This is a genomic window from Granulicatella elegans, from assembly GCF_020735385.1.
Taxonomy (GTDB): domain Bacteria; phylum Bacillota; class Bacilli; order Lactobacillales; family Aerococcaceae; genus Granulicatella; species Granulicatella elegans_B.
The window spans coordinates 1,056,294-1,075,674 of the sequence record NZ_CP085953.1; the positions used below are offsets into that span (position 1 = coordinate 1,056,294).

Genomic DNA, 19,381 nt, shown 5'->3' on the forward strand with positions numbered 1-19,381 from the left:
AAAGGATACGAGATTGAGCGCTTTGAAACGAAACACTGGAGCGACGAACTCACAATAAAAAGGATATTTAAAATTTAAACACAAAAAAAGAGGAATTTATTTATGAATATTAAAAAATTGTTTGTAACAGCATTAGCAGGATTAACGTTAGCAGCATGTGGACAAGCTTCACAAACATCTTCAAACTCAATCCAAACAGCAGATGCTAAAACAAAAGCAAAAACAGTTAAATTAGGGGTTAACGCAGGAAATCAAGATGTATGGAATGACGTTATTGCTCGCTTAAAAGAAAAAGAAAATATCAATGTTGAATTAGTAGAATTTACAGACTATGTTCAACCAAACCAAGCATTAGAAAATGGAGATGTTGACTTAAACGCATTCCAAACAATTATTTACTTAGAACGTTTTAACAAAGAACAAAACACTCACATCAAACCGATTGGATATACAGTAATTGCTCCAATGGGTGTGTATTCTAAAAAAATTAAAAACGTTAGTGAGTTAAAAGAAGGCGATACAATCGCAATTCCAGAAGATACTTCTAACAACTCTCGTGCATTACGCTTGCTACACGTAGCTGGCGTAATCAAATTAAAAGATCCAAGCAATACATTAGCAACTAAAGATGATATCGTAGAAAATCCTAAGAAAATTGACATTAAAGAATTACCAGCTGGACAAACAGCTCGTGCTTTAGATGATGTAGCAGCTTCATTAATCAACAATGGTTTCGCAGTTGAAGCAGGATTCCAACCAACTAAAGATTCAATCTTTATCGAAGAAATTACAGAATCTTCACAACCATACTACAATGTTATTGCAGTTAAAGAAGGTAAAGAAGACAACGAAGTATACAAAACAGTTGTAAAATATTATCAATCACCAGAAACAGCTAAGAAAATCGAAGAAGTTACAAAAGGTGCAATGGTACCAGTTTGGGAAAAAGCTTCTTTAAAATAATTTCTAAGAATCAATCATTTTAATCATCATTCATCTCCAAAGAGGCATGCTCGTCATGCCTCTTTATTACAATAGAAAGAAGGAATGTACATGAATCAAATTAAAGAGAAACCAGTTGCCTTAACAGATGAATTAGTCGCATTAAGAAGATATTTTCATGAAAATCCAGAATCAAACTTGAAAGAATATAAAACAGCAGAAAAAATCCAACGTGAATTGTCAAGTCAAGTGCAATAAACGTTAACTTATTCTATACACCTAATTTAACTTTATACTTACAATGTATTTCGTTTTTGATTTTGTTGACGCTTTAGTTTTGTTTTGCTAAAATAAAAAGTGTATAAAACATAACTAATACTATATAAAAAATGAGGTTTAAAATATGAAAAAACAAAAAATAGCAAAATACGCAGTGGTTGCGGCCCTGTCATCAAGCATACTTTTTTCAAAAGTAGATTTAGCAAAGGCTAAAGAAAATCTTGAGGTCAATTCTACAAAAATTGAGGACAAAGCTAAGATTGAAAATAAAATTGAGATTATCAAAAAAGAAATAGCACAAATGGAAAAACAATTATCAGAAAAAATAAATGAAAGAGAAAGATTGCTTAAAGAAAAATCTGAAATTTCTGATAAACTATCCAAGGAAAATGAAGGATTAAATAAAGAAATAAAAACTTTAACGAATGAGATTAAAGAACTTGAAAGTAAACAAAAAGAAAATAAAAAAATGCTTGAGTCTTTAAAAGAAAAACTTCAAACAGCTAATGAAGAAAAAGAAACTTTAGCAAAAGATCTCAAGGCAAAAGAAAAACTGATAGATGAAATAAATAAACTTGATCCAGCAAATAAAAAATCTATTGAAGAAGCCTTAACAGCAGAAAGACAAGAAGAAAAGGAAAGTTCGGAAAAAGTAACAAAATTAAAGACAGATCTTGAATCTGCAGAAAAAGATTTAAAGAAAAAAGAAGATGTTTATAAAAGAGAAAATGCTCTTATTGAAAAAAATAAGAATGATTTAGAAAAGTATGGAAAACAAGTAGCTGAAGCAAGAGAGAAAAAACAAGCTACAGAAAAAGCTATAAAAGACATAAAAGCAAGCAAAGAAGAGCTTACTAATAAAGACAATGAGCTTAAAGAAAAATTAAAACAATATAAGATTGATAAAGACGAGAAACAAAAACTGTATGAACAAGCTAAGAAAAATGTAGAAACAAAAAAAGCTGAATTAGAAGAATTAAAAAAGCAACATCCACAATACGACCCTGAATTAGATCAAAAGTTGGAAACTTTGGAAAAAGAAATTAGTGATTTAGAAAATGAAAAGCAAGGTCTTGAAAAGGAACAAAAAAAATTAGAGACTCAAAAGCAAACAAATTTTCAAATGATTACCGAAAAAAGACAGGGAGTATTAAAGCTTGGAAGTGAGATTGACGAAGAAGAAGAAAAGCTTGAAGAGGCTGAAAGAAACATACAAAATTTAAATGATGCTCTAAAACTAGCACAAGAGGCTAAACAAAGATATGAACAGGCAAAAAAAGAAGGCGCTCGTGATTTAGGCAAAGACCCTGGTGAAAATATTGAAACTATAAAAAAAGAGATTGACTCTAAAAAACAAGAAAAAGAAAGGATAAAGGATAAAATCACTGACCTTAAAGGCAAAGAAGCAAATGCACAGCAAGATATAGCAAGATTAGAAGATGAAAACAAAAAGCTTGATACACAAATTAAAGAAAAAGTATCTAAAATCAATGATAAAAAACAAAAAATTGCACCTAAACAACAAGCACAAAATGAAATAGAACAGAAGAAAGTCCAAAATCAAATTCCACAAGAGGATGTAACAAAAATTGAGAATTTGAAAAAAGAAATAAAAGAAGAAGAAAATAAGGTTAAAGGCGGAGAAACTCTTCTTTTAAATATAGAAAGAGCAGAAGCGTACAATGAAAAATTAATAAAAGAAAATCAAGAAAAATTGAAAAAACTTGAAACTTTATCGGCTGAGAAAGATAAACTTGAAAAAGAAATTCAACGTCTAGATAAAGAAATTAAGGATATAAAGAACAGCAATCCACAATTCGAGGAGCAAGCAAAAAAAGCTAAAGAGGCAAGAGATGCTCAACAAAAACTTGTAGAAGAAGAAAATAAAGCTTTATCTGAAGAAGAAGAAAAACTTGCACAATTAAAGAACAGCATAAACGATAACGAAATGAAATTAGATGCTTTGAAAGATAAGGTTCAAACTCTAAAAAAACTTGAGTCAGAAAAAGAAGCTATTCAAAAGAAGATTGAGACCAACGAAAATGAATTGGAAAGATTGAATCAAGAAAGCAAAAAAGCACAAGAAATGTACCAAAATGCTGAAGCTTCTATAAAAACTCTAAAAGAAAAACTTTCAAAACTAGAAGAAGAAAAAATGGGACTTGAAAGTGCTATGCCAATGGCAGTATCACTAGAACAAGTGAAACTAGATAGAAACTCCCTCGAAGATAGAATAAAAGAAATAGATGAACAAATCAAAAAGTTAGATATAGACATTAAAAATCTAAGAGATGAGATTGCAAAGAAAAAATTACTATTGGCTAGTTTAGAAGTAAAACCAATTTCCAAAACAAGTAATCCTATTCTTCCAAAAAATAAAACAGAAGTTGCAGTTGCAAATGCAGCAGCAAGCAAACAAGAAGAATTACCAAGTACTGGTACAGCAGAATTAGGAGCATTTACTCCAGCTGTATTATCAATCTTAGCAAGTTTAGGATTAGTAGCACCAAAAGGTAAAAAAGAAGACAAATAATCATTTTCACAATGATGAATTAAATCTTTAATCAAAAAGGATGACAGGCATTGACTGTCATCCTTTTTCTATTGTTATAATGCTTTCAAAGCTTCTTCAATTGTTGCTTTATCCTTTACATCATCAATTACGTTTTTGATTTTTCCATCTTGATCTACAAAAAACATGATTGGGATGTTATGAATTTCCATAGCATGTTGGAAGTTTTTTTCTTTATCAGAGTAGTAATTGAATTCTAATTGGTTATCTTTTAAGTAAGCTTGTCCTTTTTCAGGAGTTTCTCCTTTAACGAGTAGGTTTACTGGAACGAATTCAATAGTATCTTGATAAGTTTGTCTTAATTCATTGAGAATTGGTAATTCTTGTTGGCAATCTGGGCACCAACTTGCCCAAGCAACATAGACTGTTTTCTTCCCTTTGAAATCAGCGGAAGTTTTTTCTTTTGATTCAGCAGTGATAATCGTAACGTTTGGCATGGCTTCTCCGATTAAGTCTGTAGCTTTCTTTTCTTTTGCGGTTGTCGTAGTTGCTGTTGTTGTAGCAGTGCTTGTAGTTGTACTTGATGTTGAAGGGGGTTGACATCCTGTAGCAAGTACGAGCATACTTCCGAATAAGATAGAATAAGATAGTATTTTTTTAGAATTTTTCATAAAACATCTCTCCTTTAAAACGATACATTCATTGTATCATATTTTTGGAAAGAAAAAAATGAACCTTCAAACGAAGCTTCCTTTTGCTATGATGATTACCCTTGAATGCTGAATGTATATTTATGACCTTGAGTTAAGCTATGGTAGAAGCCTTTTCCTTCATATAATTGGAATACTTGTACTCCAGCACATTGTGAATCATCTGGATATACATTTTTAACCAATGGATTTCCGGCTAATAATTCCTCTAATCCTTCTTTTCCGATTTCACGAACTTTGCCTTCGATACGAATCACTTGAATTAAGTAATCATCGTGTGAAAATGCTGCAATTGCGACATTTGGATTTTCTTGTAATTGTTTGTAGAAATGAGTTTGTGGGCTTGTCATAAAGAACACTCCATGTTCATTGGCAACACCGATTTGGATTGGACGAGAATGAGGTTTTCCATCTTTATCCACGGTAGCAAAAATGGCTACTTCCAAGTCTTCTAAAATGCTTAAAATTTCTTCTGTATTCATATTAATACTCCTTATTTAATAATTGTTTTATTTGTTTCTCAATGGATAATGGAGAAGTAGTTGGGGAAAATCTGGCGATGACTTTTCCCGATGCATCTACAAGGAATTTTGTAAAATTCCATTTAATCGAGCTGCCAAATAGTCCCTTTGTTTCTTCTTTTAATAGCTTGAATAATGGATGCGTTTCTTGCCCATTAACGAGTACTTTGCCAAACATTGGAAAAGTGACTTGATAATTGAATTGACAACTTGAAGCAGCCTCCTCAGCGCTTAATGGCTCTTGGTTTGCAAATTGATTACATGGGAATCCTAGAACGCTAAATCCTTGTTTATGATAGGTTTCGTATAAGCTTTGTAATTGGGCAAATTGTGGAGCTAATCCACATCCGCTAGCGGTATTGACAATGAGTAATACTTGCCCTTTATAGGCTTCTAATGTACTTGTTCCATCTAGACTAGGAACTTCTATTTCATAAAGTGTCATGGCTTCCTCCTATATTAAATGATAATGTTTTAACCCTTGAATGACGCCACCTTTATCATGGTCTGCACTAACATAGTCTGCTTTTTCTTTTAACAAAGGAATGGCATTTCCCATGGCAATTGAAAAATCAACTTCTTGAAACATTTCTAAATCATTAGCACCATCTCCAAAAGCGTATGTAGTGATAGAATTCGTATTTAAGGTGCGAATTAATGCTCGAATTCCTGTTGCTTTAGAATTTCCAGCGGTAATGACATCCAATGCATAAGGGAAATTTCGAATGAATCTTAATTCCGGAAATGCTAGCTGATAAGCTTCATCATTCTTATCTCTTGAAAGTAATAATAGCATATTAACGGCATTCTCATTATAAAATTCTGGAACAATATCTGGTGTTGGTGTATGAATATATCCATAGGCTTCTTGTGCAAATGGAACTGTTTCGATGATTTTAAAGGCATCAATATTATAACATGTCATTCCATGACGATGTTCTTTTGCAAATTGTAGTAGTCTTTCAATCATTTCTTGTGAAATTTCATGATGAATTAATACTTCACCTTTAAAAATCACCACTTGTCCATTCATAAAAACTCCAGAATGAATATTCGTAGTGCGAATGACTTCCGAAACTTCGATAGGAGATCTTCCAGTTGCTAGAAGTGGTTCATACCCGTTTTCCTTTAATTGTTGAATCGCTTCTATGACATCAGGGGCGACTTGGCCTGTTTTGTTTAAGAGTGTTCCATCCAAGTCAAAAAATACTAAACCTTTCATAAAAACCTCCTTTTTAAGTTACGTTCATTATATCACGAAAGTTCATGAAATAGGTGTTTGATGCTTAAATCATTTTACTCTAAAGAAATTAAGGACAATTGGTAGTAATTACGCTATTTTTATGGTAGAATTGGAAAGAATATTAATAGAGGAGGAAGATCCTTTGTATCAAACAATTTTAACATTGATGATAATTATTAGTGTGTTACTAATTATTATTGTAGCTATGCAACCATCGAAAACTAATGCAGCAAATTCATTATCAGGCGGTGCTGAGCAATTATTTGGGAAAACAAAAGCACGTGGATTTGAAGCATTCTTAATTCGAGTAACTGTTGGATTAGGAGCAATCTTTATGATTTTAGCAGTAGCCTTAGCGTACATTTCATCAAAATAAAAATGATTAAGCACAATGTTGAAGGAGTATCTCTAAGACATTGTGTTTTTCTATTATGGTAAATATTCATTAAAGGTAGGAGTGAACAACTTGGAAGAAATATGGTTAGAAGAAACAACAAATAAACGGGCGGTTCTATTATTTCATGCATATACTGGGAAACCAACAGATCTGAGAATGTTAGCTTCATTTTTGCATCGTCATAATTATGCAGTCTATGTTCCAGCTTTTAGTGGGCATGAACATTCAAATGCATGTGAAATTTTAAAAGAAACACCAGAAAAATGGTATGAAGATGCAAAACAAGCAGTACAATTTGTTCGTAGTCAAGGGTATTCAACGATTGCTGCACTAGGATTATCTATGGGAGGTATTATGGTAGCGGCACTAGCAACCAATCAATTAGTAGAAATTGCCGGAACATTTTGTTCTCCTGTTTCAAAAAGAAATGCGCAATTACCTGATTTGTTGAAAAGTTTTATGGCTTTTGCTACTCATTCTGGGATGTGTGAAGAGGAAATGTTCACATTAGGGAAAAAAGCAAAACAACAATTATTAGATTTACATCATTTTTCAGCTAAAGTTGCAGAAAAATTAGAACAGGTGACAGGTCCTTTTTATATTGCGCAAGGGGAATTAGATCGATTAGTCGATCCAAAAGTATCTATTGAGATGAAAGAAGCATTAGTAAATGCAGCTGTTGATTTTCATTGGTTTGAACAATCAGGGCATGTCATTACAGTCGGAAAAGAAAAAGCAGAATTTCAAGAATCTGTATTAGAATTTTTAGACCAACAAGAATGGAGGTAAGAAATGAGAGAATCATTACGAACGATTTTGGTGTCTTTTTTTGAAGAGTATGCACCAGAAAGTTTTTACGTAAAAGAAATTAGTGAACATTTTGGGATGAATCAGTCTCAAGATTTTAAAATATTAGTGAAAGAATTAGCCGCTTTAGAAGAAGAAGGCATTTTAGAATTAAATCGTAACGGAAAGTTTGGTTTGAATCCTTTGAATCAAACATTAAAAGGAACGTATCGTGCAAATGACAAGGGATTTGGCTTTGTTACTGTAGTCGAAGGGGAACCAGATATTTTCATTCCTCGTGGAGATACAATGAGTGCGATGGATGGAGATGAAGTAGAACTAGTAATTACGGAACCCGCCGATAGTTATCGTCAACGATCTGCTACGGGGAAAATTGTTCAAATTATTCAACGCAATACGACTCAAGTGGTAGGAATTTATACTCGATTCAGTTCAGAAACTGCAGAAGATACAGGGTATTGTGGTGAAGTAGTTGTCAAAGATAAAAAATTAGCAGGTACTCGTTGCTTAATTCGTCCAAATGGATTGCATCCAGTAGATGGAACAGTAGTCATTGTAGAATTAACAAAATACACGAATGAAAAAAATCGTTCTTCATTAGAAGGAATTGTTGTCAAAGAAATTGGGTATAAAGATGCCGTTGGAATGGATATTTTAATGATTTTGCAACAATTACATATTCCAACAGAATTTCCGCAAGAAGTGATCGATCAGGCAAATCTTGTTCCTGAAGTGATTACAGATGAAGATCGACAAGGGCGTAAAGATTTACGGGAACAATTAACTGTTACCATTGACGGGGCAGATGCCAAAGACTTAGATGATGCTGTTGCGCTAACAAAACGTGAAGATGGAACATTTGAATTAACCGTTTCGATTGCCGATGTATCGTATTATGTGACAGAAAATTCAGCAATCGATAGAGAAGCATTTGAACGTGGAACAAGTGTGTATTTAACAGACCGTGTTGTTCCAATGTTGCCACAACGATTATCAAATGGAATTTGTTCATTACATCCACATGAAGAACGATTAACGATGTCTTGCCGCATGGAAATTGACCGAAGTGGAACGATTTATCAATATGAGATTTTCCCAAGTGTCATTCGTTCAGATATGCGATTAACATATAGTTTAGTGAATGAATTGTTTGAGAAAAAAGAAGTTGAAATTCCAGAAGAAATTCAGCAAATGTTGTTGGAGATGAAAGAATTACATCATATTTTAGAAAGACGAAGAAAAGAACGTGGAGCGATTGATTTTGAAACGCATGAAGCAAAAATTATTGTGGATGAACAAGGCGTACCGATTGACATTCAAATTCGTGAGCGTGGAATTGCAGAACGATTAATTGAATCGTTTATGTTAGCGGCTAATGAAACGGTTGCGATGCATTATCAACGAAAAAATGTTCCGTTTATCTACCGTGTCCATGAACAGCCACAACAAGAAAAAATGCAACGTTTCTTAGAATTTGTCACAGCATTTGGCATTAATATTAAAGGAACGAGCGAAACCATTAGTCCGAAAAAACTGCAAAAGGCCTTAGATGAAGTTAAAGGAGAAACGTATGAAGCAGTTGTATCGACCATGATGCTACGTTCTATGAAACAAGCTAAATATGATATTACACCTTCTGGACATTATGGATTAGCAGCAGAAGATTATACTCACTTTACTTCACCGATTCGTCGTTATCCAGACTTAATTGTCCATCGTATGATTCGTCAATACGAAGGCAGTGGAAATTTCTTATCGAAGCAACAAGAGGAATTGAATGCTTCTAATTTAGAGAGAATTGCGGATCAATCGAGCAAAATGGAACGTTTAGCAGTTCAAGCAGAACGTGAAGTAGATGCGATGAAAAAAGCTGAATTTATGGCAGATAAGATTGGACAAGAGTTTGAAGGGATTGTTAGTTCTGTAACCAAATTCGGAATGTTTGTAGAATTGTCAAATACCGTAGAAGGTTTAGTGCATATTACGCATATGAATCAAGATTACTTTAACTTTATTGAAAGTCATATGGTTTTAATTGGTGAGAGAACAGGAGTGACTTATCGAATTGGAGATCGTGTTAAAGTAAAATTAATTAAAGTCGATGTAGAAGCACATGAAATTGATTTTATTTTATCAACAGATAATGCAGATTTGATTACTCAAAATAAACGTCCTTCTAAAGGGAAAGAAGCGCCTAAGAAAGTTGCGAAAAAAGAAAGCAGAAGTAAAAAATCGAAGAAGTCTTCTAAAAATAAAGGAAGACAACAGTTTAAAGCGCAAGCAAAGCAAAAGCGTAGAAAAAACATTCGTAAGGAGAATTCGGATGCCAAAAGGAACAGATAATAAAGTTTTAGCGCAAAATCGTAAGGCAAATCATGATTATACGATTTTAGATACGATTGAAGCAGGTTTAGTGTTAACGGGAACGGAGATTAAATCGGTTCGTCAAGCTAGAATGAATTTGAAAGATGGTTATTGTAGTTTTAAAAATGGGGAAGCCTTTTTAGTAGGGGTTCACATTAGTCCGTTTGAGCAGGGGAATATTTTCAATCATGATCCGCTTCGTACGAGAAAGTTGTTATTGCATAAGAAGCAGATTCAGATGCTTGAGCAAGAGGTAAGACAGGCGGGAAATACGGTTGTTCCATTGAAGGTTTATATTAAAAATGGGGTTGCCAAGCTTTTGATTGGGATTGCTAAAGGTAAGAAAAACTATGATAAGCGTGAAGCGTTAAAACAAAAAGATATAAAACGAGATGTACAGAGAGAGTTAAAAAACTATCGTTAACTACGAAAGACTGTTCTTTTGTTGCAAGGGCGGCGGCAGCCTCGTTAAAACGAGTCTCTAATCCTACTACGGGAAGTCTTTTCTTGTGAACGTTTATTTGTTGGAGTATGTTAATAAAATAGATTTTGCATGAAAGTAGCGGTTGTACGTTTCCTGTTAATGCCACCCCATAAACTTTTATTCGTACAAAAAAATAAAAATACAACGGCCTTTTCAAGTAGCTTTGGTAAAGGAAACTGTCGCAACAGTTTCTATTACTGAAAAATTTGAGACCGAGGCTCAAATTTTAGCCGAGAGATTCGCTTGCGAAACTACTGGCGTCCATTGCAACAACTCCAAAAGTCCGTTGTAGTTTAATTTGGTTAAAACTGAAAATACCCTTTTCATAAAATTTACATTGCTTACATTGTTGGAAGTAGTTGACAAGTCTCTTGTTTTCTTTTATCTTAAGTATGCAAACCGGTTCCACAGCTGGTTCCGAATTAAAAAAGAAAGGATAGTTCAACATGAATTATGATGTAATTGCAAAAGAAGTCCTTGAAAATATCGGAGGACGTGAAAATGTTAAATCTGTCGCACACTGTGCAACACGCTTAAGAATTATGGTTTTAGACGAATCAAAAATCAACAAAGAAGCGATTGACCAATTAGAAGGAGTAAAAGGCGCATTCTTTAACTCAGGTCAATACCAAATTATTTTTGGAACAGGAACAGTCAATAAAGTCTATGAAGCTGTTGCCCGCTTAGGAGTAGCAGAATCTTCAACAGCACAAATGAAAGAAGAAGCAAAAAAACAAGGAAATTTATTCCAAAGAATGAGTAGAACATTCGGAGACGTATTCGTTCCAATTATCCCCGTCTTAGTAGCAACAGGATTATTCATGGGATTACGTGGATTATTAACAAACCCAATTTTCTTAGGATTATTCGGAATGACACCTGACGTCATCGATAAAAACATCTTATTATACACACAAGTATTAACAGATACTGCTTTTGCTTTCTTGCCAGCCTTAGTGGCTTGGTCAACTTTTAAAGTGTTTGGCGGATCACCAGTACTTGGAATTGTTTTAGGATTAATGTTAGTCAATAGTGCTTTACCAAACGCTTATGTAGTAGCTGCAGGTGGAGCAGAGCCAATCGTATTCTTTGGATTCATTAAAGTAGTAGGTTACCAAGGGACAGTCTTACCAGCATTCTTCGTTGGGATGATTGGTGCTAAATTAGAAAAATGGTTACGTACAAAAGTTCCAGATGCATTAGATTTATTAGTAACACCATTCTTAACATTCTTAGTAATGAGTATTCTTGGATTATTCATTATTGGACCATTTTTCCACTCGGTTGAAACAGTCGTATTAAATGCAACTAAATTTGTTTTACAATTACCATTTGGTTTAGCAGGAATTATTATCGGTGGATTACAACAAGTTATCGTTGTTACTGGAGTTCACCATATCTTTAATTTCTTAGAAACACAATTATTACAATCTTCAAAAATTGCTACAGGTGTGGAATTAAATCCATTTAATCCAATTATCTCAGCAGCAATGGCTGCACAAGTAGGAGCAACATTAGCAGTTGCCTTCAAAACAACAGATACAAAATTAAAAGCTCTAGCATTACCATCAGCATTCTCAGCTGCATTAGGAATTACAGAGCCAGCAATTTTCGGGGTTAACTTACGTTTTGGTAAACCATTTGTAATGGGATTAATCGGAGGAGCTACAGGAGGTTTCTTAGCAGCTTTATTCCAATTAAAAGCAACAGGTATGTCTGTAACAGTATTACCAGGGATGTTATTATTCTTAAATAGCCAATTCCCATTATATGTACTAGCAATCGCGGTTGCATTTGCAGTAAGTTTTGGATTAACCTATACAATCGGTTATAGCGACGATATGTTGAAAAAATAAAATGTAAAAAAGAAAGTCGAAGCGTCGCACGATGGCTTCGACTTTTATGTAGATGAGGAGTATCAATGAGTTTAATAAGAAAGAGTAATACTGGAAAATATGGCTTAGTGTATCATATTGTTCCTCCTTATGGATTAATGAATGATCCAAATGGATTAATTTATTTTAAAGGACAATATCACGTATTTTTCCAATGGAATCCAACGGATACAAAGCATGCGAATAAACATTGGGGACATCTTGTTTCTGACGATATGATTCAATGGAAAAGAGTAGAACTAGCATTAGCTCCAGACCAATGGTTCGATAAAAATGGCGTTTATTCTGGTAGTGCATATGTTCATCAAAATCAATTATGGTTATTTTATACAGGAAATGTAAAAGATGAAGAAGGAAATGCTTCTAGTTATCAATGTTTAGCTGTGTCAGAAGATGGCATTCATTTTGAAAAAAAGGGGTCATTATTCGAACATCCGAAAGGTTATACAAGACATGTTCGTGATCCAAAAGTTTGGTATGATGCACGTGTGGATCATTACTGGATGGTTGTAGGCGCTCAAACGGAAGATTTAAAAGGCGATACATTAGTGTATCGTTCAGAAGATTTACTTCATTGGGCACTGAATAGTTCGATTAGTACGGAAGAAAAAGACTTCGGTTATATGTGGGAATGCCCAGATGTCATTCCATTTGAAGAAAAGGATGCGTTTATTTATTCGCCACAAGGAATCAAAGCTCAAGGAGAACGTTTTAATAATTTATACCAAACTGTAGTGCAATTAGGACAGTTTACACTTGATGGAAAATTCATTGTAGAAGAGGACAACTTAATTGAAGTAGATGCTGGATTTGATTATTATGCTCCGCAAAGTTTCCAAGCAGAAGATGGTCGAATTCTTCAATATGGTTGGATGGGAATTCCAGAAGGAAAAGAAGGACTGATTCCAACAATTCAAGATGGCTGGATTCATGCCTTAACAATTCCACGTGAAGTATCCGTTCAAAATGGAAAATACCTTCAAAAACCTGCACATGAATTATGGAATCTAACAACTAATGTACAAAAAATTCAATGGAATACGACTCGTTTTGAATCGGTCTTTTCTTCACCAGCACAAGTGTGGACAGTGAATTGGAAAGAAGCTGTTCAAGATACATTAATGATTCAATTACGCAATGAAATTTTTATTCAATATGATGCAGAAACTCAAGTATTATCTGTCAGTCGTACTGATTGGGAAACAGGAGAAAAAGAAATAAGAGAAAGAACCTTACAATCTCCATTACAACATCTAAATGCATGGATGGATTATTCAAGTTTAGAATTATTTGTGAATGAAGGAGAAGAAGTATTCACGCTTCGATTCTTTACAAAGGAAGATTCTTTAGACTTCCTGGTTCAGCAAACGGTTGAGCAAGAAATGGAGATAGAAGTTTATAGTATGAAGGAAAGTGGATTTATCTGTGAATTGTTAAGTTAAGTGCGACAAATACTAAACGATTCTGTCATTTAAAATAGACTTTGGTTATAGATTTCTAATAAATATACTATCTCTAGAGGAGGCGTGCCAAATTTTTGGCGCGTTTTTTCTTTTCAAATTATTTTGGGTTGGTGAATAAGAACTACAACAAAAAGCTCAGCTATGAAAAAACGGCTGTTTTTTTTGAGTTTAAATATTTAAACTGTCATAAACGGATTGTTTCATTTCTGAAATTTCAAGTACTCTTGTGTGTCGAATTTCTGCTTTTAATACACTTGTAACTGCTTTAGGAATTTCTACTCCGCTTCATTGACGTACTTCATCAATTAATTGTTGATCACTTAAAGTGGTAACGTTAGATTCTTTTACAGCCGATACAACACTTTGTGGGAATTTGTATGGGCTTGCTATAGATACAATAACTGTAGGAGTGTTGTTTTTTGTTTCTTGTTGATATTTATCATAAGCAAATTGAGCTATTGCTGTATCATCAAAAGTTGTATTATACGCTGAGTGAATACAATGTTGTAATTCTTCATATGAAAAGTCAGTTAAAAATTCTTTTAAAATTGGGAGTGCAATTTCTTGATATGATTGGTGTTGCAATATTTCCCAGTTCAATGATAATTGTGGAATTGTCGTTGAAACGTATAACCCTCCATCTTCAGCAATCCCTTTTAAAATTGCTTGAGAAGCTGTTACACGATTGTTTTTATCTCGAGTACTAGTATAGTGTAATTCTGTCACAATTTATCTTCCTTTATCTTTTTTAATGCTTTGTATTTTACCATAATTTTTTCATGTGCCTACTAAGTTGAATAAAAGAGAATCTATTAAAAAATTATGCTTCATGTTTAAAATACGGTTTATTTTTTAAACTCTTTAATAATAATAGTCCAAACACTGTTGTGAAACTGATTTTAATCAAATCTGGTAAAATAAATGGAAGTATCACAAGATTGATAGCTTTTGAAAAATCAGCATGCGTAATTAGTATAAATCCAATCACTCCACCAATAAATAGAGCAACTTCTCCTAAAAGATTCGCTAAAAATAGACGAATGGCATTTTGTTTTCCTTGTGCAATGATAGATGTAACAAATGCACGAACTGGGAAGAAAACTAAAAAGCCAGCAGTAGGTCCAAAGAAAGATTGAAATCCACCTTTTCCACCTGCAAAAACAGGAAGTCCAATAGCCCCTAATAATAAATAAAGCATAATAGCAAGTGTGGCTTCTTTCGGGCGATAGATGGTAGCAACTAATCCAATGGCTAATGTTTGTAGAGTAATAGGAATAGGCCCTAAAGGAATTTGAAAGGGCGATAATGCTGCCACTAATGCAGCTCCCAATGCAATTAAAGTTAAAGAATACGTTTTGTTCATGATTGTTAACCTCCTAGGCTTAAATACGGTAACAATATAAAAGAGTTTTACTGCATTGTCAATCTTTTTGGCAAAAAATGGATAGGATTGTTTGAAAAAGATTTAAACCCTTGTTAGAATAGATACAATACTTTTTAGTTTAATTAAGAAGAGGAGTGAAGATATGCTGAAGAAAATAGTTCCTTATTTTTCCAAATATAAATATTTCCCATTTTTAGCATTTTTATCTATTTTGGTGGAAGTTGTCTGCGAAGTTGGTCAACCCATTATTATGTTAAAAATTATTGACGAAGGAATTCCAAATCGAGATACTTCAATGATTTTATGGTATGGAATTTTAATGATTATCGTTGCGATGGTTTCCCTTGGAGCAGGGGTGTTAGGCGCAAAATTTGCTTCTATTGCTGGAACCGGTGTTGCGAGTGAATTAAGAAGTGCTCAAATGAAGAAGATTCAAGAGTTTTCGTTTAAAAATTTAGATTTCTTCTCCAATGCATCCTTAATTACACGTATGACGAGTGATGTGACCAATGTTCAAAATACAGCGATTATGACGATGCGTATTTTAGCACGTGCACCAATGATGTTTTTATTTGCATTCTTTTTTGCAGTATCATTGAATGCACAATTGTCATTAGTCTTTGTAGTGGCAATTCCATTTTTAGTAGTGAGCTTGGCACTTATTATTTCGACAGCGTTTCCTCGTTTTAGATTATTACAAGAGGCAACAGATGGCATTAATCGTATTCTTCAAGAAAACTTTATTGGCATTCGAGTGGTGAAATCATTTGTTCGTGAACCATTTGAACGTGTGAAATTTGGTATTGAAAATACAAACTTTAAAATTCGTGCTTTACATGCGATGTATGTCATCGTTTGGAATAATCCAATCATGCAATTAACCGTTTATTCTTGTACAATTGCAGTGATGTGGTTTGGTGGAAAATTTGTGATGTATGGAGAAATGACGACAGGGGAATTAATTAGTTTCATTTCTTATATTACACAAATCTTAATGTCCTTAATGATGATTTCCTTTGTTTTTGTCATGTTAACAATGACAAAAGCTTCCATGGATCGTATTTTTGAAGTGATTGAAACAGAAGTAGATATTGTTGAACCTGAGCAAGTCGTTCCAACAAAAATTACTAGTGGTGATATAGAGTTTGATCATGTTCATTTCTCATATGGAAAAGATCAACAAGAAGAAGTATTAAATGATATTCATTTTTCAGTGAAAAGTGGACAAGTTCTTGGAATTATTGGACCAACCGGTTCAGGGAAAACATCTCTTGTTCAATTAATTCCTCGATTATATGATACGACGGCTGGAAGTGTTCGAGTTGCAGGAAAAGACGTTCGTGACTATTCATTTTCTGATTTAAGAAGCCAAGTAGCGATGGTTCTTCAAAAAAACACACTGTTTTCTGGAACGATTCGAGAAAACTTATTATGGGGAAATCCTCATGCAACCGAAAAAGAAATGATTCAAGTCTCTCAATATGCACAAGCACATCAATTTATTATGGAGATGCCAGATGGATATGATACAAAAGTAGAACAAGGAGGAAGAAATTTCTCTGGAGGTCAAAAACAACGTTTATGTATTGCACGAGCGATGTTAAGAAAACCAGCTGTTTTAATTTTAGATGATTCAACTTCTGCGGTGGATACAACTACAGATTCATTAATTCGTGAAGCGTTCTTTAATCATTTACCAGATACGACCGTTATTATTATTGCACAAAGAATTTCTTCTATCCAAGGTGCAGATAAAATTGTTGTATTAGAAGATGGAAAAATGAATGGAATCGGAACACATGAAACATTAATGGAAACAAATGAATTGTATCGTGAAATTTATGAAACTCAAATGGAGGGAGCGAAAGTAGATGCATGCTAAAAAAATTGGGCAAAAACGTCCTGAAAATTTAAAGCAAACATTAGTCGACTTATGGAGCTATTTATGGAAAAGTAAGTGGAGTCTTTTCGCTGTTCTTTTATTAGTCGTTTTAGGAAGTGCTGCAGGAATTGTCGGGACTTACTTTATTCGTCCATTGATCAATGATTTTATTGCGACAAAAGATGTAGCTGGTCTAGCAAAAATGCTGGGAGTCATTGGGTTGATTTATATTATTGGAGCAATTGCGAATTATTTCTCTGGTAAAATAATGATTACGATTGGTCAACAAACGATTGAAACAATGAGAAAAGATTTATTTGACCATATTCAAACATTGCCGATTCGTTTCTTTGATACAAATAAGCATGGAGATTTAATGTCACGCTTTACAAATGATTTTGAAAATATTCAACAAGCATTTAATAATAGTATGTTGATGATTGTCAGCTCTTTATTACAATTGATATTAACGTTTGTTATGATGATGATTTTATCTCCAATTTTAACGGGGATGTTGATTATTATGGTCTTCATTATGTTTGCGATTGTAAGATTCGTAGCAGGTCGTTCAGGTAAATTTTTCGTCGAACAACAAAAAGTTCTAGGGCAAGTGAATGGTTTTGTGGAAGAACATATTGAAGGACAAAAAGTTGTTAAAGTATTTAATCATGAAACATTAGTCTTGAAAGAATTTGAAACTTTAAATTCTCAATTAAGAGAAGCAGCCAATCAAGCACAATTTAATTCAAATATTATGTTCCCTATTTTAGGGAATATTAGCTATATCAATTATGCTTTGACCGCTTCTGTTGGTGGATATTTAGTTGTATTCCAAGGAATGGACGTTGGGGCATTAGCTTCATTCTTGCAATATTCAAGAACATTTGCTCAACCATTAGCACAAATGTCGCAACAAACAAATGTCTTATTAGCCGCAATGGCTGGGGCAGAACGAATTTTTGCGATATTAAAAGAAGAATCTGAAGTGGATGAAGGAACTGTGACATTAGATCAAACAGATTCGAAGCAATGGTATTGGGTGAAAGGGGACGAGAGAATCCCTGTTGTTGGGAATATTCAATTGAATGAAGTGGACTTTAGTTATGTTCCAGATGTCCCAATTTTGAAAAAAATCAATGTTTGGGCTGAACCAGGATTGAAAGTAGCCTTTGTTGGTGCAACAGGTGCTGGAAAAACTACGATTACGAATTTAATGAATCGATTTTATGAAATTGATAATGGAGAAATTACGTTTGACACAATTCCTATTACAGAGATTAAGAAAGAAGATTTACGTAAAACCATTTCGATTGTATTACAAGATACTCACTTGTTTACAGGGTCAATTGCGGATAATATTCGTTATGGGAATTTAGAGGCAAGTGATGACGAAGTGGTGAAAGCTGCAAGATTGGCGAATGCACATGGATTTATTAAACGTTTACCTCATGGTTATCAAACGGAGATTACTGGTGATGGGGAAGGTCTTTCTCAAGGTCAAAGACAGTTATTAGCGATTGCTAGGGCTGCTGTTGCAAATCCGAAGGTTTTAATTTTGGATGAAGCGACTAGTTCGATTGATAGTCATACGGAAGCGTTGATTAGTAAAGGGATGGACCAATTGATGGAGGGTAGAACTTCGTTTGTAATTGCCCATCGTTTATCGACGATTCGTAATGCGGATGTGATTATGGTAATGGATCATGGTGAAATTATTGAGCGTGGTAATCATGAGAATTTAATGGAAAAACAAGGCGTGTACTACCAATTGTATACAGGACAGCTTGATTTAGACTGATAAAATACGAAATAGACTTTGCTATTTAGTAGCTGGGACGGTAGCAACCACCTTCGGTGTTTCATGCCTATAAGCCTGCGTGGCTTATAGGACTGTTGCTACTGTGAAAAGTCAATTTCTTTGGACGTATATTTATGAGGGTGCGAGTTGTAAAATAAAATGAGACAAAAAACATCGTTGTTTTTGAAAGTTTGACACTTACTGTTGCAATTTAAATTTCAAATAATAGTAATACCTAAAGTATTAATAAATGTATCATTGTTCATGTATAGGATTCTGAACTACAAAAAATATAAGAGGGAAAATCATGGGTGATAAAACTACCTTTTTAATTGCTAAAAATGATTTTATATCAGGGGTATCAAGAATTTTTGATATTGCATCCACAAGAAACAAGAGAGTTTACAACACATCCCAATCTGATGATGTAACTGATAAAAAGGGCAGCCGTTATTACAGCTGCTTTTTGTTTTTTCTATCGCTTTTCTTGAATCGTCATCATATAGTTTTACTATAAAATGATTGTTACGCTTTACTTTCTTTAAGTGTTTCTCGAATTTGTTCTGCTTGTTTTAGTAAAGAATCTAGTGTTTGTGTAAATGGATGATTACTGAACAGTTCAATCCATCGAATTTTATTGTAGTGAAGTATTTTCCCTCGCTGAAAACAAAATCTTTTAAAGGGTTTCGTTTTGTGTTAG

General features: G+C 33.8%; 17 protein-coding genes and 1 pseudogene. 12 read left to right on the top strand and 6 right to left on the bottom strand.

Annotated elements, in window-relative coordinates; translation table 11 throughout:
* The first annotated feature begins 102 nt into the window (after positions 1-102).
* From LK443_RS05295 to LK443_RS05305, 3 genes are all read left to right on the top strand, one after another.
* On the top strand, positions 103-963 hold the full coding sequence (locus tag LK443_RS05295) for a MetQ/NlpA family ABC transporter substrate-binding protein (RefSeq protein ID WP_227930934.1): 861 nt from the start codon (positions 103-105) through the stop codon (positions 961-963).
* 90 nt (positions 964-1,053) lie between these two features.
* Positions 1,054-1,200, top strand: a complete 147-nt coding sequence (locus LK443_RS05300; RefSeq protein ID WP_227930935.1) for a hypothetical protein — start codon at positions 1,054-1,056, stop codon at positions 1,198-1,200.
* A 145-nt stretch (positions 1,201-1,345) separates the two neighbouring features.
* A complete protein-coding gene (locus tag LK443_RS05305) occupies positions 1,346-3,754 on the top strand; it encodes a hypothetical protein (protein WP_227930936.1) in 2,409 nt (802 codons plus the stop codon).
* A gap of 74 nt (positions 3,755-3,828) precedes the next feature.
* On the opposite strand, the gene LK443_RS05310 is transcribed toward LK443_RS05305, so the two are convergent.
* From LK443_RS05310 to LK443_RS05325, 4 genes are all read right to left on the bottom strand, one after another.
* Positions 3,829-4,404: a TlpA family protein disulfide reductase gene (locus LK443_RS05310; protein ID WP_227930937.1), complete on the bottom strand. Its 576-nt coding sequence runs from the start codon at positions 4,402-4,404 to the stop codon at positions 3,829-3,831.
* Between the two features lie 95 nt (positions 4,405-4,499).
* Entirely contained in the window at positions 4,500-4,925 is a 426-nt protein-coding gene (locus LK443_RS05315) for a pyridoxamine 5'-phosphate oxidase family protein (RefSeq protein WP_227930938.1), read from the bottom strand.
* Position 4,926: 1 nt separating this feature from the next.
* Positions 4,927-5,409, bottom strand: a complete 483-nt coding sequence (locus tag LK443_RS05320) for a glutathione peroxidase (RefSeq protein ID WP_227930939.1) — start codon at positions 5,407-5,409, stop codon at positions 4,927-4,929.
* A gap of 9 nt (positions 5,410-5,418) precedes the next feature.
* The gene (locus tag LK443_RS05325) at positions 5,419-6,186 is read right to left on the bottom strand and encodes a Cof-type HAD-IIB family hydrolase (RefSeq protein WP_227930940.1); all 768 of its coding nucleotides are present in this window, start codon (positions 6,184-6,186) and stop codon (positions 5,419-5,421) included.
* A 163-nt stretch (positions 6,187-6,349) separates the two neighbouring features.
* On the opposite strand from LK443_RS05325, the gene secG reads away from it, so the two are divergent.
* The 6 genes and pseudogenes from secG to LK443_RS05355 all read left to right on the top strand — a co-directional run bounded on the left by secG (position 6,350) and on the right by LK443_RS05355 (position 13,596).
* The gene (gene secG, locus LK443_RS05330) at positions 6,350-6,583 is read left to right on the top strand and encodes a preprotein translocase subunit SecG (RefSeq protein ID WP_006703884.1); all 234 of its coding nucleotides are present in this window, start codon (positions 6,350-6,352) and stop codon (positions 6,581-6,583) included.
* Between the two features lie 81 nt (positions 6,584-6,664).
* The gene (locus LK443_RS05335; RefSeq protein WP_227930941.1) at positions 6,665-7,393 is read left to right on the top strand and encodes an alpha/beta hydrolase; all 729 of its coding nucleotides are present in this window, start codon (positions 6,665-6,667) and stop codon (positions 7,391-7,393) included.
* Positions 7,394-7,396: 3 nt separating this feature from the next.
* Positions 7,397-9,754 (top strand): ribonuclease R, encoded by a 2,358-nt coding sequence (gene rnr / locus LK443_RS05340; RefSeq protein WP_227930942.1) that lies wholly within the window; start codon positions 7,397-7,399, stop codon positions 9,752-9,754.
* A complete protein-coding gene (gene smpB / locus LK443_RS05345) occupies positions 9,735-10,199 on the top strand; it encodes an SsrA-binding protein SmpB (protein ID WP_006703881.1) in 465 nt (154 codons plus the stop codon). Before rnr ends, smpB begins: the two co-directional genes overlap by 20 nt.
* 506 nt (positions 10,200-10,705) lie before the next feature.
* Positions 10,706-12,097 (top strand): annotated as a pseudogene (locus LK443_RS05350) (sucrose-specific PTS transporter subunit IIBC); the annotation flags it as partial.
* An 83-nt stretch (positions 12,098-12,180) separates the two neighbouring features.
* A complete protein-coding gene (locus tag LK443_RS05355; protein WP_227930944.1) occupies positions 12,181-13,596 on the top strand; it encodes a glycoside hydrolase family 32 protein in 1,416 nt (471 codons plus the stop codon).
* 306 nt (positions 13,597-13,902) lie between these two features.
* Here the strand turns inward: LK443_RS05355 and LK443_RS05360 are convergent, their stop codons facing one another.
* Positions 13,903-14,343 carry a hypothetical protein gene (locus tag LK443_RS05360; RefSeq protein WP_227930945.1) on the bottom strand — a complete coding sequence of 147 codons (441 nt, stop codon included), beginning with the start codon at positions 14,341-14,343 and terminating at the stop codon, positions 13,903-13,905.
* 94 nt (positions 14,344-14,437) lie between these two features.
* On the bottom strand, positions 14,438-14,980 hold the full coding sequence (locus LK443_RS05365; RefSeq protein WP_227930946.1) for a biotin transporter BioY: 543 nt from the start codon (positions 14,978-14,980) through the stop codon (positions 14,438-14,440).
* 163 nt (positions 14,981-15,143) lie between these two features.
* Between LK443_RS05365 and LK443_RS05370 the strand changes: the two genes are divergently transcribed.
* The 3 genes from LK443_RS05370 to LK443_RS05380 all read left to right on the top strand — a co-directional run bounded on the left by LK443_RS05370 (position 15,144) and on the right by LK443_RS05380 (position 19,198).
* Positions 15,144-16,883: an ABC transporter ATP-binding protein gene (locus LK443_RS05370; RefSeq protein ID WP_227930947.1), complete on the top strand. Its 1,740-nt coding sequence runs from the start codon at positions 15,144-15,146 to the stop codon at positions 16,881-16,883.
* Positions 16,873-18,681 carry an ABC transporter ATP-binding protein gene (locus tag LK443_RS05375; RefSeq protein ID WP_227930948.1) on the top strand — a complete coding sequence of 603 codons (1,809 nt, stop codon included), beginning with the start codon at positions 16,873-16,875 and terminating at the stop codon, positions 18,679-18,681. Before LK443_RS05370 ends, LK443_RS05375 begins: the two co-directional genes overlap by 11 nt.
* 307 nt (positions 18,682-18,988) lie before the next feature.
* Complete coding sequence (locus LK443_RS05380) at positions 18,989-19,198, top strand: hypothetical protein (protein WP_227930949.1); 210 nt, start codon at positions 18,989-18,991, stop codon at positions 19,196-19,198.
* The last annotated feature ends 183 nt before the right edge of the window (positions 19,199-19,381 follow it).

Excerpts from the sequence above, each read along its gene's own strand:
- rnr (WP_227930942.1), top strand. The coding sequence starts at position 7,397 with ATGAGAGAATCATTACGAACGATTTTGGTGTCTTTTTTTGAAGAGTAT.
- LK443_RS05320 (WP_227930939.1), bottom strand. The coding sequence starts at position 5,409 with ATGACACTTTATGAAATAGAAGTTCCTAGTCTAGATGGAACAAGTACA.
- LK443_RS05375 (WP_227930948.1), top strand. The coding sequence starts at position 16,873 with ATGCATGCTAAAAAAATTGGGCAAAAACGTCCTGAAAATTTAAAGCAA.
- LK443_RS05300 (WP_227930935.1), top strand. The coding sequence starts at position 1,054 with ATGAATCAAATTAAAGAGAAACCAGTTGCCTTAACAGATGAATTAGTC.
- LK443_RS05305 (WP_227930936.1), top strand. The coding sequence starts at position 1,346 with ATGAAAAAACAAAAAATAGCAAAATACGCAGTGGTTGCGGCCCTGTCA.
- LK443_RS05370 (WP_227930947.1), top strand. The coding sequence starts at position 15,144 with ATGCTGAAGAAAATAGTTCCTTATTTTTCCAAATATAAATATTTCCCA.
- LK443_RS05295 (WP_227930934.1), top strand. The coding sequence starts at position 103 with ATGAATATTAAAAAATTGTTTGTAACAGCATTAGCAGGATTAACGTTA.
- LK443_RS05325 (WP_227930940.1), bottom strand. The coding sequence starts at position 6,186 with ATGAAAGGTTTAGTATTTTTTGACTTGGATGGAACACTCTTAAACAAA.
- LK443_RS05355 (WP_227930944.1), top strand. The coding sequence starts at position 12,181 with ATGAGTTTAATAAGAAAGAGTAATACTGGAAAATATGGCTTAGTGTAT.
- smpB (WP_006703881.1), top strand. The coding sequence starts at position 9,735 with ATGCCAAAAGGAACAGATAATAAAGTTTTAGCGCAAAATCGTAAGGCA.
- LK443_RS05315 (WP_227930938.1), bottom strand. The coding sequence starts at position 4,925 with ATGAATACAGAAGAAATTTTAAGCATTTTAGAAGACTTGGAAGTAGCC.
- LK443_RS05310 (WP_227930937.1), bottom strand. The coding sequence starts at position 4,404 with ATGAAAAATTCTAAAAAAATACTATCTTATTCTATCTTATTCGGAAGT.
- LK443_RS05365 (WP_227930946.1), bottom strand. The coding sequence starts at position 14,980 with ATGAACAAAACGTATTCTTTAACTTTAATTGCATTGGGAGCTGCATTA.
- LK443_RS05380 (WP_227930949.1), top strand. The coding sequence starts at position 18,989 with ATGGGTGATAAAACTACCTTTTTAATTGCTAAAAATGATTTTATATCA.